Raw genomic sequence first — 13305 nt, forward strand, 5'->3', positions numbered from 1 at the left:
ATCAAGTCTGGAACTTGTTCTAGATTAGCGTCCCGGCGTAATCTCGCGGGACAGAGCAGGGAGAAGGGGGCCCAGAGTGACCGCTGAGGCCAGGGAGGCCGGGGCCCCGGAGGACCCGGCAGCCGACGGCTTGCGACCGCTCCACATCGCGCTCCTCACCTATAAAGGGAACCCGTTCTGCGGCGGCCAGGGCGTCTACGTCCGGCACCTCTCGCGCGAACTGGCCCGCCTCGGCCACCGGGTCGAGGTCATCGGCGCCCAGCCCTACCCCGTCCTCGACGAGGGCTACGACGGGCTGACCCTCACCGAGCTGCCCAGCCTGGACCTGTACCGCCAGCCGGATCCTTTCCGCACGCCCAAGCGCGACGAGTACCGCGACTGGATCGACGCGCTCGAGGTCGCGACCATGTGGACCGGCGGCTTCCCCGAGCCCCTGACGTTCTCGCTGCGCGCCCGCCGCCATCTGCGCGCCCGGCGCGGCGAGTTCGACGTCGTGCACGACAACCAGACCCTCGGCTACGGCCTGCTGGGCGACGTCGGCGCCCCCCTGGTGACCACGATCCACCACCCCATCACCGTCGACCGGCAGTTGGAGCTGGACGCCGCGGAGGGCTGGCAGCGGCGCTGCTCGGTGCGCCGCTGGTACGCCTTCACGCGCATGCAGAAGCGCGTCGCACGCCGGCTGCCCTCCGTCCTCACCGTCTCCGGCACCTCCCGCCAGGAGATCGTCGACCACCTCGGCGTCCGCGAGGACCGTGTCCACGTGGTCCACATCGGCGCCGACACCGACCTGTTCTCGCCGGACCCCTCGGTGCCGGTCGTGCCGGGCCGGATCGTGACGACGTCCAGCGCGGACGTGCCGCTCAAGGGCCTGGTGCACCTGGTCGAGGCATTGGCGAAGGTACGCACCGAGCACCCCGGCGCCCACCTCGTCGTCGTCGGCAAGCGCCCGACGGAGGGCCCCGTCGCCCAGGCGATGGAGCGGTACGGCCTCGCCGGCGCCGTCGATTTCGTCAAGGGCATCTCCGACGCGGAACTCGTCGACCTCGTGCGCTCGGCGCAGGTCGCGTGCGTGCCGTCGCTCTACGAGGGCTTCTCGCTGCCGGCCGCCGAGGCCATGGCCACGGGCACGCCGCTCCTCGCCACGACCGGCGGAGCCATCCCCGAGGTCGCCGGCCGCGACGGGGAGACGTGCCTGGCGGTACCGCCCGGCGACGCCGGGGCGCTGGCCGCCGGGCTCGGCCGACTGCTGAGTGACGCGGCGTTGCGTGCGCGGCTCGGGGCGGCCGGACGGGAGCGGGTACTGCGGCACTTCACCTGGGCCAGGGCCGCGGAGGGCACGGTGGCCCGGTACCGCGAGGCGATCGCCCGGGCCGGGAGCGACGCGGGACACACCGGGCCGGGGGCTCCCACCCGCCCGGCGGCAACCACCGAGCGCTCCACGCCACTGACCGCCGCCCGCCCGGCGGCCGCGGCTCCGGCCGGTGCCGGCTCCCCGGCCCCGACAGATGTAGCAGGCGTCAACTCCGAAAGCAGGGCCACGTGCTGACCGTCGACTTCTCCCGGTTCCCGCTCGCCCCGGGCGACCGCGTCCTGGACCTCGGCTGCGGTGCCGGACGGCACGCGTTCGAGTGCTACCGGCGCGGCGCCCAGGTCGTGGCGCTGGACCAGAACGCCGACGAGATCCGCGAGGTCGCGAAGTGGTTCGCGGCGATGAAGGAGGCCGGGGAGGCGCCCGAGGGGGCCACGGCCACCGCCATGGAGGGCGACGCCCTCGCGCTGCCCTTCCCCGACGAGTCCTTCGACGTCGTCATCATCTCCGAGGTGATGGAGCACATCCCGGACGACAAGGGCGTCCTCGCCGAGATGGTCCGGGTGCTGAAGCCCGGCGGGCGCATCGCCGTCACCGTCCCGCGCTACGGCCCCGAGAAGGTCTGCTGGACCCTGTCCGACGCCTACCACGAGGTCGAGGGCGGCCACATCCGCATCTACAAGGCCGACGAGCTGCTGGAGAAGATCCGCGAGGCCGGCCTGGAGCCCTACGGCACCCACCACGCCCACGCCCTGCACTCGCCCTACTGGTGGCTGAAGTGCGCGTTCGGCGTCGACAACGACAAGGCCCTGCCGGTGCGCGCGTACCACAAGCTGCTCGTCTGGGACATCATGAAGAAGCCGCTGGCCACCCGGGTCGCCGAGCAGGCGCTGAACCCGCTGATCGGCAAGAGCTTCGTGGCGTACGCGACCAAGCCGCACCTGCCGCGTCTCTCCGGCACCGGGGCGGACGCCCAGTGACGACTCCCCGGACGGAACACCTGGTCCTGCCCGGGGTCCTCACCGCCGGGCAGGCCGCCGAAACCGTCGCCGGCATCCTCGCCGTGCAGCGCGAGGACGGGGCGATCCCGTGGTTCCGGGGGCACCACCTCGACCCGTGGGACCACGTCGAGGCCGCGATGGCCCTCGACACGGCCGGCGAGCACGAGGCCGCCGAGCGGGCCTACCTGTGGCTGGCCCGGCACCAGAACGAGGACGGCTCCTGGTACGCGGCCTACACCGACGGGGAGTTCGACGCGGTCACGGACCGGGGCCGGGAGACCAACTTCGTCGCCTACATAGCCGTGGGCGTCTGGCACCACTACCTCTCCACCGGCGACGACACGTTCCTGGACCGGATGTGGCCGGCGGTGTACGCGGCGGTGGAGTTCGTGCTCCGCCTCCAGCAGCCGGGCGGCGAGATCGGCTGGCGGCGCGACGACGACGGCACGGAGACGGCCGACGCCCTGCTGACGGGGTGCTCCTCCATCCACCACGCGCTGCGGTGCGCGCTGGCGATCGCCGAGCAGCGGGAGGAGCCGCAGCCGGACTGGGAGTTGGCGGCCGGTGCGCTGCGGCACGCCATACGGCACCATCCCGAGCGGTTCCTGGACAAGAACCGTTACTCGATGGACTGGTACTACCCCGTGCTGGGCGGCGCGTTGACCGGTGCGGAGGCCAAGTCCCGTATCGAGGAGGGGTGGGACCGGTTCGTCGTTCCCGGACTGGGCGTGCGGTGTGTGGTGCCCAATCCGTGGGTGACGGGGGGTGAGTCCGCGGAACTCGCCCTCGCCCTTTGGGTGATGGGGGAGTCCGACCGGGCCCTTGAGGTCCTGCAGTCGATCCGGCATCTGCGCGATCCGGAGAGCGGGCTGTACTGGACCGGGTACGTCTTCGATGACGACGCGATCTGGCCGCGGGAGCTGACGACGTGGACGGCGGGGTCGCTGTTGCTGGCCGTGGCCGCGTTGGGTGGGCATGAGGCGACCTGTGCCGTGTTCGGTGGGGAGCAGTTGCCCATGGGGCTTGAGGCGGAGTGCTGCGCCTAGGAGCTCGGGGGGTTGGTGCCGAGTTGCGGGCGCGGGTTGTCTGTGGCTGATCGCGCCCACGCGGCGGAGCCGCATATCGACACAGCCCCGCGCCCCCAAAAAAACGACAAGCGGGTCAGTGACGATGAACCCTGTTCGCGATCGCGTGGCCCACGAACAGGTACACCACCGCCGCCAGGCCGTAGCCGGCTACGACCCTGGCCCAGGCCTCGTCGAACGTGAAGAGGTCATGGGACCAGCCGGCCAGCCAGCGGGCCGCGTCGTGGACGAACTGGACGAAGTCGTTCGCCCGGTTCGCGTCGAGCAGGTACATCAGAATCCACAGGCCCAGGATGAGAGCCATGATGTCGGCGACGACCGCGATGATCGTGCCGGCCTGATTCGCACCGTTGCGATATCGAGGGGACATATCCATCGGGTAGCCCGCCAAGTGCTGGATAAACCCGAAGGCGTTCGCGGTCAGGGCGCGCTCCCGGAACCACCGCCCCCGACGCCCTCTCTGGGGTCCCGCTCGATCAGCACCATCGGCTCAGCCCCCTTGAGCTGCTGCCAGATGGTCACAAGTGCCACGACCTGGGCGACGAGGAACGCCACTTGGAGCGAGGCCGTACGCCATTGGTACACCGACAGCAACAGGCTCGCCTTGGTGGGCCAGTAGTGCCCCTCCCTGCGGAAGGTGTCGATGTCCATCGCGACCCCGGTCACGGTGAGGACGAGCAGCGTGAGGCTGACGTTGAGCGCCCAGGTGCCGAAGGGCTGGTCAACGAGCCGGAGACCGATCCAGTGGACGAAGACGGGGGCCGCGTACACGAGAGACAGCCAGAACGCCCGCACGGGACCGCGACGGCCGGGCAGTACGCGCCACAGGGCGCCCAGCGTGAACCCGGCGGCCGCCCAGGTGATCCCCATGCTCATCAGGGACGCCACCGTGTCGACGAACCCGAAACGCTCCACGAACTTGTCGACCCACAGCGTCCCCCTGACATGCTCGGCCCAGAGCAGTACTCCGGCCGGCGGCACCGAGGCCAGCGTGGCGAAGTACGCGGCCCGGCAGGCGTTGCCCCACCAGGTCGTGCGTGGCCCCCAGGCCAGGGCCAGCTCCACCGGCCCCGCCGAGTGCGGCAGCCGGACCCAGGTGTGGGGGAGGCCGGGGGGAGGGCACGGGTGCGGCAGCCGCTGCAGCCGGTCCAGCTCGTGCTCCAACTCGGCCCGCTGACCGTCCTGCTGGCCCTGCTCGACGCGGCGAAGCTGCGCGTGCAGCTCGCGGTGGCGCCGGGCCGCCTTGAGCAGCCGCCGCCTGTCGAACTCCCTGACCACCTCGTGCACCCGGACACCGGGCAGCAGCTCCCGGTACAGGACCGAGCGCCTGGCGCCGAACGCCAGCAGCGCGGTCATCGCGAGCCAGAGCGCCAGCAGTGGCGGCAGGGGAAGCGGGACACCGGCGTACCAGCCGACGAGCGGCGCGACCGCGACCACGAAGAACGCCTTCAGGGTCCGTACCTCCGCCGGCGACGGGAGCACGGCCGGCTCAGCCGCCGCCCTGTGCCGGGCGCGCAGCACGGCCACGATCGCCAGGGACGGGCCCCACCACCAGAAGTAGTCCAGGCTGAACCAGTCCACCCATGCCTCGGGGAACCAGCGGATGTCGTCGTTGAAGAGCGACGCCACATGCCACAGTCCGTAGTCCTCGTCCGCAGTGCGCCGGCTGAGCCAGCTCCGGCTTTCCCACGCGTTCTGCGCGGTCCACACGCTCGCCGCCGGGAGGGCCGCGGACACCAGGACGAGCGCGCCCAGGACGCCGAGCGGGAAGCGCCCGCGGGACGACACCGGAGCCGGGGCGTCGCAGGCCCGCCACAGCCGCGTCACGGAGGCGACGACGCCCACCAGCCAGACGAAGACGACGCAGGCGCAGACCAAGACGAACGCGTACATGCCGCCCTCGTCCCGGAACCACCGCACCACTTCCGGGGCGTTCTCCCAGTCGAGCTCCAGGCCGGGGGGCAGCGCGAACCACTCAGGACGGCACACCACCGCGGTGACGTAGCCGGCCGAGGCGACGACGAGCGCGACCGCGACACGACCGGGCCTGCCGAAGGCGCACAGCGCCAGGCCCGTGAGGAGCACGACGATGAGACCGGCGATGTGGTCCAGGCCCACGTTGGTGACGTATTGGGTGACGGTGATCGCGAACCCCAGCCAGCCCATGCGCAGCAGATTGCGGACCGTGTGTTCCTCCGTGTCGGTGGGCGGCGAGGAGACGGGCTCGTCCCGCACGGCGCGCACCACGGACAGGAGCAGGACAAGGATCACCACGTCAAAAGGCAGCCAGGCCAGCCGGTCCATCGTGTACCAGGGGACCTGGCCCCATCGCGCGGCTGTGGCCTTGGTCGCCGGCGGCTGAAGGAGGACCCGCACCTGGGGCGGCTTTTCTCCCGCCTTCTGCGTGGTCCAGCTCAGCTTGTGCATGGAGCCGGTGTCCGGTGCCGGGGAGACGCTCCGGGCGGCGCGCCCGCCCAGATCGACGGTCACCTCCTGCCACCAGGCCTTCTCCAGTGCCGGGGGGCGTGCCAACTCCAGGGTCCACAGGCGGTTGCCCTCAGTGATGCGCCAGGGCCCGAAGTCCCGGTCCTGGAGGTTGATGACCCATGTGGTCACGCGATGCTCGACCGTCATCCACTTCTTCTGGAACGTCACCTGCGGCGGATGCGCGCGGCCCTCCGTGTCCCGGTACTGGAAAGGAGTGCCGGGATCGCGCAGCAGACACCGCATCGCGGTCCGGTACCGCTCCGTGTCCCCGTTCAGCAGCAGATCCGCCGCCCGGCTCCACGACTTGGGCACCTTCACCGTGAGACGGCCCTCGGCCTTGCTGTAGTCCTCGCCCTCGTGCTTCAGGCGGACCGATGCGGTGACGCGGGCTGTCTTCAGCTGTTCGGTGTGGCAGTCGTCGTCCGCCGCCCGGGCGGTCGCGCTGAGCATCATGCACAGCAGCGCTGTCGTGAACATCAGAAAGACAAAGCGCCGCACCCCCCGCCCCAATGAGCCCCCTTCACGCCTCGCACGGCATGGACCACAGACGTATACCCGGTGCCGCGGGCGACGACCCGCGCATGCCTGCTTCCGTCAATCAGTATGCGCAGCCTGCGAGTTGAGCTCCGCCAGCGCCTGCAGCGACTGCCGGTCCGGAGCCAGCGCCAGCAGATCGGTCACCGGCCCCTTGCGCCACGACTCCAGCCGCTCGGCGATGCGTTCACGCGGTCCGACAAGGGAGATCTCGTCGGCGAAGGCGTCCGGCACGGTGCGGACGGCCTCCTTCCGGCGGCCGGACAGGAACAACTCCTGGATGCGGCGGGCCTCCTTCTCGTAACCCATGCGCGCCATGAGGTCGGCGTGGAAGTTGCGGGCCGCGTGGCCCATGCCCCCGATGTAGAAGCCGAGCATGGCTTTGACGGGCAGGAGGCCTTCCGTCACGTCGTCGCAGACCCGCACCTGGGCCATGGGCGCCACCATGAAGCTCTCCGGCAGGTCGGAGACCGCCTCCCCGTACGCCTCCTCCGGCCGCGTCGGAGACCAGTACAGCGGCAGCCAGCCGTCCGCGATCCGGATCGTCTGCGCGACGTTCTTCGGCCCCTCGGCGCCGAGCAGGACCGGCAGGCCGGGACGCAGGGGGTGGGTGATGGGCTTGAGCGGCTTGCCGAGACCGGTGGCGTCCGGGCCCCGGTAGGGGTGGGCGTGGAAGCGGCCGGCCGACTCCACCGGCGCCTCGCGGCGGAGCACCTGCCGTACGACGTCGACGTATTCGCGGGTGGCGGTGAGCGGCGACGCCGGGAACGGGCGGCCGTACCAGCCCTCGACGACCTGTGGGCCGGACAGTCCGAGGCCCAGCATCATGCGGCCGCCGGAGAGGTGGTCCAGGGTCAGGGCGTGCATCGCGGTCGTGGTCGGCGGGCGGGCCGCCATCTGCGCGACCGCCGTGCCCAGGCGGATGCGGGACGTGTGCGCCGCGATCCAGGTGAGCGGCGTGAAGGCGTCCGAGCCCCAGGACTCCGCCGTCCAGACGGAGTCGTAGCCGAGGCGCTCCGCCTCCTGCGCGAGCGGCACGTGGTCGGGGGAGGGGCCGCGGCCCCAGTAGCCGAGCGCGAGACCGAGCCGCATGACGCCTCCCGGATGGTCGCTACCTGACGGGTAGTCAGCTCAGGCGGCGACTGTACGGCAACGGCCCCCCGCCCGGAAGGGCGAGGGGCCGTGCGGGGGCCGTGGGCTCAGCCGCGCTGGATGCCCGACGTGTCCTGAAGGACACCGCGGCGGCCGTCCTGCGTCTGGGCGACCAGGGCCGGGCCGCGCTGCTCGACGGCCAGGTACCAGGTGCCCGGCGCGAGTTCGGCGATCGGCGTCGGCGAACCGTCCTCCGCGAACAGCGGCCGCGGCACCGGCACCGCGAACCAGAACGGCGAGAAGTCCCCGGCCGGCGGCTGCGGCTGGGCCTGCGCCTGCTGCGGCTGACCGCCGTACGGCTGCCCCGGCTGCGGCTGGCCGTAGCCGCCGGGCTGCTGGGCGCCCGGGTAGCCGTAGCCGCCCTGCGGCTGGGCGCCGTAGGGCTGGGGAGCGGCGGGGCGGGGGGCCGGGATGAGGGCGCCCTTGAGGGCCGGGACGAGAGGGGTGGCGAGGGCCGCGGCGGCCATGAGCAGCGTGGCGACGAGGGCGAGGATCAGGCCGAGGCCGGCGCTGGGACCGTCGGAGGTGCTGCCTTCGAAGTTGTCGGCTCCGCCGGCCGGGTCGAAGATGTTGCCCAGCGCGCTCCACGCGGCGAACACCGTGAACGCGATGCCGAACTGGCCGAGGTCGAGACCGGCGACCTTCGGGACCTGGGGCAGGCCGCGGCTGATGACGACGAGCGCGGCACCGATGATCCCCGCCAGGACGACGCCGAGCACGACCGGCCCGCTCGCCCACAGGCTGGGGAGGTCGGCGCTGTCAGGGGCACCATCGATCGAGTAGAGGTCGAGGAACGACGCGATGAACAGCAACACCGCTGCTCCGATCACCACGCCGTCGCCTCGAGTGAGGGAGCGGATATTCACTTCAGGTCCTTCGTAGGTCGTCTCATCGTCGGTAGAGGCGTCGCTGTCACCCTGTCGCCGTCTGGCCCCTGTGTGAAGCGCGGGGGGAGCCCCTCATCGTACGAACGGACCTTATCGTCCGCTCGACCTGGGTGTCCGCCTGGATCAGCCTGCGCATTGCTACCGCGCGCAGGAAGCTCACGATTCCGTTACTTAAAGCCTCAGCGACTCTCGGCATTCCGGGCGTTTCCGCCTGAAAGGTCCGTGGCGGTGTCACCGGAGCGCGAGTTGCGCGTCGGCATCCTGACGACGGTCTCCCGTTTCCTTCTGCCGCGGATGCGGCAGGCTTGCGCCATCTGCCCGCCCGCCTCGGCCGATGTTCCGGCCGGGGCGTTGGCGGCGGGTCTTACGGTCGGCTCCACGGGGCTTCGACACGTGAGGCGTGTCCTGGTCTCCGGCCACTCCGGTACCAGGACCGCGAGGTGCCTGACGCCCAGGTCGATCCCGACCGCCGCATCCGGCCGAGCGATGCGGGTGATCTTCCGGGCCGTCTCCACCTGAAAGGAGGCGAGCCAGCGCCCGCGCTCATGCCGAACGGTCGCGGACAGGATGCGCGCCGTGCCGGCCTGGATGCGATCCAGAAGCTTGCTTGTGGGTTCGTGGGTACGGATCGAACCCAGCCGGGGCAGAGTGAAGGCGGATCGTGCCGGTGGTGAACCGGCAGGCCAGGCGGGCCTTTCGCTTTGGCTTCCGGCCCGGAACACGCACCTGGCGCCCCTTGCGCTTGCCCTGCTTGGACTTGGCGTCGTTGTCGAACGCGGCTGCCGCATTCGCGAGCCCGGTGTTGTAGGCCTCCTTGGAATTCTCCTTCCACCAGTCGGTGAACCTGGGGTCGGCTGTTGAAGACCCGGGTTTATAGCAGCTGTTGTCTATGCCCGCAGGAAGCTCGTAATGCCCTCAGAGATCCCTTGCGCCGCTTTCTGCCGCCACGCGCCACTGGTCAGCAGCGCCGCGTCCTTGCTGTCGCGCATGTTGCCGCACTCGATGAACACCTTGGGAACCGTTGACAGATTGAGACCGCCCAGGTCCTTACGCGTGACGAGGCCGCTGCCGTCGCCGATGTAGTTGGCGGGCGCGCTGCCGGTGACGGCCACGAAGCGGCCCGCGACGCGCTCGCCGAGGTCGCGGGAGGGGGCGACGATCGCGCGGGTGTCGGCGGCGCCGCCGTGGACCGCGCCGGGCAGGATGACGTGGAAGCCGCGGTTGCCGGCGCCCGAGCCGTCGGCGTGGATCGAGACCACGGCGTCGGCCTTCGCCGCGTTGCCGATCCGGGCCCGCTCGTCCACGCACGGTCCGTACGGCCGGTCGTCGTCCTGCGTCAGTTTCACCGTGGCGCCCTGCTCTTCGAGGAGCGTGCGCAGCCGGTGCGCCACGTCCAGGGTGAACTTCGCCTCGGTGTACCCGTCGTTGGTGGACGTGCCCGTGGTGTCGCACTCCTTCCAGTTCATCCCGATGTTCACCTTGCGGTTGATCTCGGTCGGGTGCTGGAAGTTGCTCGGGTTGTGCCCCGGGTCGATGACGACGACCTTTCCCTTGAGCGGGCCGGAGGCGGCGGGCGCGGACGTCGACGGCGCGTCCGAGGGTGTCGGCTCGGCGCTCGGCTCCTTGGCGTCGTCGGAGGGCGCGCTCGACGCGGCGGGCGGCGAGGACCGTACGGCCGCCTCGCCCGAGCCGCCGCCGTCCCCGGAGCCGCCCACCGTCTCGTACACCAACCAGCCGAGCAGCGCCCCCGGCACCAGCGCGGCGAGCGCGACGGTGAGGGGGCCGCGGCGGGAGCGGCGGGGCTGGGGAGGTTCGAAGTCCGGGCCTACGTACGACACGTCTGCCACCCTAGCGGCCGTGCCCGGGGGGAGCGGGCCGAGGACGGCCCGACGGGTGGCGGCTACGCCTCGTCGCCGGCCCCCTCCCCGTGCCGTACCGCCTCCTTCACCCGCGCCTCGATCTCCTGGCGGGGCGTCTCCTCCTGCTTCGCGTACGCGGTCACCGCCGCCTGGACGTCCCGGGCGAGGTCGCGCCAGGCCCGCCAGGCGGTCTCCCAGGTGGTGGTCTGCTGGTCGCTCCACTTGGTCTGGGTGGGCGGCCCGTACGCGTCCTGCAGATGACGTACGCGGGCGTACGCCTCGTCCGCCGCGCGCTGCTTCTCGACGAGCTCTGCGAAGGTGTGTGCCACGCGCCCGGATCCTTGGGCAGCGGCGGTCGCCCGCCGACTCGCCACGCCGCCCGTGGGCCGACCGGGAGAGGCTGCGGGGGGTGCGGTTCACCCGCCCAGCCGTGCTCCTAGACGCCCGGCCCGGTGCGCCGCAGGACCCGCAGTGAGTCCGTCGCCGAGACCTCCGTGAAGGCGCCGGAGGCGAGGGCCCGGAGGTAGACGCGGTACGGGGCCTGGCCGGTGAACTCGTCCTGCGGGTCGGGGAAGACGTCGTGGATGATGAGCAGGCCGCCCTCGGCGACGTGCGGGGCCCAGCCCTCGTAGTCGGCGGTGGCGTGCTCGTCGGTGTGGCCGCCGTCGATGAAGACGAAGCCGACAGGGGTCTGCCAGATCGCCGCGATCTGCGGGGAGCGGCCGACCAGGGCCACCACGTGGTCCTCCAGGCCCGCCCGGTGCAGGGTGCGGCGGAACGTGGGCAGCGTGTCCATCAGGCCGAGTTCGGGGTCGACCGTCTCCGGGTCGTGGTACTCCCAGCCCGGCTGCTGCTCCTCGCTGCCGCGGTGGTGGTCCACGGTGAGCGCGCTGACTCCGGCCTCGCGGGCGGCGTCGGCGAGCAGGATCGTGGACCGGCCGCAGTACGTGCCGACCTCCAGCAGCGGCAGCCCCAGCCGGCCGGCCTCCACCGCCGCCGCGTACAGAGCGAGGCCCTCGGCCATGGGCATGAACCCCTTCGCCGCCTCGAACGCGGCGAGGATCTCGGGCTTCGGGGCCGCGGGCATGGGGTTCCTTCCGGTCGTACGACACTCCGGGCGCCCATGGTGCCGTACTCCCTGCCGCGAGGACGACACCGGGTACCGGTGAGTAGCCGGGGTCAGGCGGAGACCCTCCTTCCCGGCAGCGGCAGGTCCAGGTCGATCGGCCGGTCGTCGCCGGCGTGGGTCGCGGGCGAGGCGAGCGGGCCGTGGCCCGTGGCGCGGGCGGCCACGACGTAGGAGCCCTGGACGGGGACGGTGAGCGCGTAGCTGCCGTCCTCGGCGGAGACGGTCGCGCCCGCCCGGCGGCCCCGGCGGTCGATCAGCGTGACCGTGGCCCGGGCGACCGGGGAGCCGTCGGCGGCCAGCACCCGGCCCCGGAAGCCGCGCAGGACCTGCTCGGCGCGCTCCAGTGCCGCGTCCTCCTCCCTGCTGGCGCGCAACTGCGGCTTGTTCGAGGGGCGTCGGCCCGGCAGGAACAGCGCCAGCAGCAGGCCCACGGCCACCGCGGCCGTCGCGATCAGGAAGGACACCCGGAAGCCGTGCATCGTCGGGATCTCGACGCCGCCGACGTTGTTCGCGGTGTTGGCCAGCACCATGCCGATGACCGCGCTCGACACGGACGTACCGATGGAACGCATCAGGGTGTTGAGGCCGTTCGCCGCGCCCGTCTCCGAGGCCGGGACCGCGCCGACGATCAGCGCCGGCAGCGAGGAGTAGGCGAGGCCGATGCCCGCGCCCAGGAGGACCGAGATGACCAGGCTCTGCCAGGGGGCGCTCATCAGGCCGAGGCCGGCGCCGTAGCCGATCGCGATGATCAGCAGGCCGAGGATCAGGGTCACCTTGGGGCCGTACTTGGCGGACAGCCGGGCGTAGACGGGCGCGGTGAACATCATCGTCAGGCCGAGCGGCGCGACGAGCAGGCCCGCGACGACCATCGACTGGCCGAGGCCGTAGCCGGTGGACTTCGGCAGCTGGAGCAGCTGGGGCAGGACCAGGGAGACTACGTAGAAGGAGACGCCGACCATGATCGAGGCGAGGTTGGTGAAGAGCACGGCCGGGCGGGCCGTGGTGCGCAGGTCGACCAGCGGGGCCCGCACGCGCAGCTCCAGCACGCCCCACAGGACGAGCACGACCGCCGCGGCGGCGAACAGGCCGAGCGTGGTGCCGGAAGTCCAGCCCCAGTCGCTGCCCTTGGTGATCGGCAGCAGGAACAGCACGAGGCCGGCGGAGAGGCCGAGCGCGCCCGGCAGGTCGAAGGAGCCCCCGGCGCGCATCGGGGACTCCGGTACGACGAGGAGGGTGAGGGCGATCGAGAGGACGCCGAGGCCGGCGGCGCCGTAGAACAGGGCGTGCCAGTCGCTGTGCTGGGCGACCAGGGCGGCGGCGGGCAGGGCGAGGCCGCCGCCGACGCCTATGGAGGAGCTCATCAGGGCCATCGCCGAGCCGAGCTTCTCGCGGGGCAGCATGTCGCGCATCAGGCCGATGCCGAGCGGAATCGCGCCCATCGCGAAGCCCTGGAGGGTACGGCCGGTGATCATGAGCAGCAGATCGCTGGTGAGGGCGCTGACCAGCGCGCCGGCCACCATCACCGCGAGGCTCAGGATCAGCATGCGGCGCTTGCCGTAGAGGTCGCCGAGGCGGCCCATGATCGGGGTGGCCACCGCGCCCGAGAGGAGGGTCGAGGTCAGGACCCAGGTGGCGTTGCCGGGGTCGGTGTCCAGCAGTTGCGGCAGATCCTTGATGACCGGGACGAGCAGGGTCTGCATCACCGCGACAACGATGCCCGCGAAGGCGAGCACCGGGATCACGGCCCCGCTCGCTCTGCCGGCGGGACGGTCTGTCGTCGTCTGCGTCATTGAGTGGGGCCTCCAGGCGGGGGGTTCCGGGACTGCGTGATTACGTGGTGTGCGAACCTCGTATGCGTG

Annotated in this window: 11 protein-coding genes; 3 read left to right on the top strand and 8 right to left on the bottom strand. The window is 71.8% G+C overall.

Features of this window, described 5'->3' with window-relative positions; all coding sequences use genetic code 11:
- The first annotated feature begins 76 nt into the window (after positions 1–76).
- From IE255_RS04055 to IE255_RS04065, 3 genes are read left to right on the top strand one after another with little or no spacing between them, the layout of a single operon-like run.
- Positions 77–1549: a glycosyltransferase family 4 protein gene (locus IE255_RS04055; protein WP_190048691.1), complete on the top strand. Its 1473-nt coding sequence runs from the start codon at positions 77–79 to the stop codon at positions 1547–1549.
- Positions 1543–2292 carry a class I SAM-dependent methyltransferase gene (locus IE255_RS04060; protein ID WP_190048692.1) on the top strand — a complete coding sequence of 250 codons (750 nt, stop codon included), beginning with the start codon at positions 1543–1545 and terminating at the stop codon, positions 2290–2292. The genes IE255_RS04055 and IE255_RS04060 overlap by 7 nt, the downstream gene beginning before the upstream one ends.
- The gene (locus tag IE255_RS04065) at positions 2289–3359 is read left to right on the top strand and encodes a prenyltransferase/squalene oxidase repeat-containing protein (RefSeq protein ID WP_190048693.1); all 1071 of its coding nucleotides are present in this window, start codon (positions 2289–2291) and stop codon (positions 3357–3359) included. The genes IE255_RS04060 and IE255_RS04065 overlap by 4 nt, the downstream gene beginning before the upstream one ends.
- Before the next feature lie 115 nt (positions 3360–3474).
- On the opposite strand, the gene IE255_RS04070 is transcribed toward IE255_RS04065, so the two are convergent.
- From IE255_RS04070 to IE255_RS04105, 8 genes are all read right to left on the bottom strand, one after another.
- On the bottom strand, positions 3475–3768 hold the full coding sequence (locus tag IE255_RS04070; RefSeq protein WP_190048694.1) for a hypothetical protein: 294 nt from the start codon (positions 3766–3768) through the stop codon (positions 3475–3477).
- A gap of 50 nt (positions 3769–3818) precedes the next feature.
- On the bottom strand, positions 3819–6362 hold the full coding sequence (locus tag IE255_RS04075) for a DUF6185 family protein (RefSeq protein WP_190048695.1): 2544 nt from the start codon (positions 6360–6362) through the stop codon (positions 3819–3821).
- Between the two features lie 117 nt (positions 6363–6479).
- A complete protein-coding gene (locus IE255_RS04080; RefSeq protein ID WP_190048696.1) occupies positions 6480–7511 on the bottom strand; it encodes an LLM class F420-dependent oxidoreductase in 1032 nt (343 codons plus the stop codon).
- 107 nt (positions 7512–7618) lie between these two features.
- Complete coding sequence (locus IE255_RS04085) at positions 7619–8437, bottom strand: hypothetical protein (protein WP_190048697.1); 819 nt, start codon at positions 8435–8437, stop codon at positions 7619–7621.
- A gap of 908 nt (positions 8438–9345) precedes the next feature.
- Complete coding sequence (locus IE255_RS04090) at positions 9346–10296, bottom strand: N-acetylmuramoyl-L-alanine amidase (RefSeq protein ID WP_190048698.1); 951 nt, start codon at positions 10294–10296, stop codon at positions 9346–9348.
- Between the two features lie 62 nt (positions 10297–10358).
- On the bottom strand, positions 10359–10646 hold the full coding sequence (locus IE255_RS04095; protein ID WP_190048699.1) for a hypothetical protein: 288 nt from the start codon (positions 10644–10646) through the stop codon (positions 10359–10361).
- Between the two features lie 107 nt (positions 10647–10753).
- The gene (locus tag IE255_RS04100) at positions 10754–11404 is read right to left on the bottom strand and encodes a class I SAM-dependent methyltransferase (protein ID WP_190048700.1); all 651 of its coding nucleotides are present in this window, start codon (positions 11402–11404) and stop codon (positions 10754–10756) included.
- A gap of 92 nt (positions 11405–11496) precedes the next feature.
- Positions 11497–13236 carry an MFS transporter gene (locus IE255_RS04105; RefSeq protein WP_190048701.1) on the bottom strand — a complete coding sequence of 580 codons (1740 nt, stop codon included), beginning with the start codon at positions 13234–13236 and terminating at the stop codon, positions 11497–11499.
- Between the last annotated feature and the right edge of the window lie 69 nt (positions 13237–13305).

The sequence above is a fragment of the Streptomyces lomondensis genome, assembly GCF_014651035.1.
Classification (GTDB): Bacteria; Actinomycetota; Actinomycetes; order Streptomycetales; family Streptomycetaceae; genus Streptomyces; species Streptomyces lomondensis.

Bases quoted from the DNA above. Each gene is read 5' to 3' on its own strand.
- IE255_RS04070 (WP_190048694.1), bottom strand. From the start codon at position 3,768: ATGTCCCCTCGATATCGCAACGGTGCGAATCAGGCCGGCACGATCATC.
- IE255_RS04075 (WP_190048695.1), bottom strand. From the start codon at position 6,362: ATGTTCACGACAGCGCTGCTGTGCATGATGCTCAGCGCGACCGCCCGG.
- IE255_RS04080 (WP_190048696.1), bottom strand. From the start codon at position 7,511: ATGCGGCTCGGTCTCGCGCTCGGCTACTGGGGCCGCGGCCCCTCCCCC.
- IE255_RS04100 (WP_190048700.1), bottom strand. From the start codon at position 11,404: ATGCCCGCGGCCCCGAAGCCCGAGATCCTCGCCGCGTTCGAGGCGGCG.
- IE255_RS04105 (WP_190048701.1), bottom strand. From the start codon at position 13,236: ATGACGCAGACGACGACAGACCGTCCCGCCGGCAGAGCGAGCGGGGCC.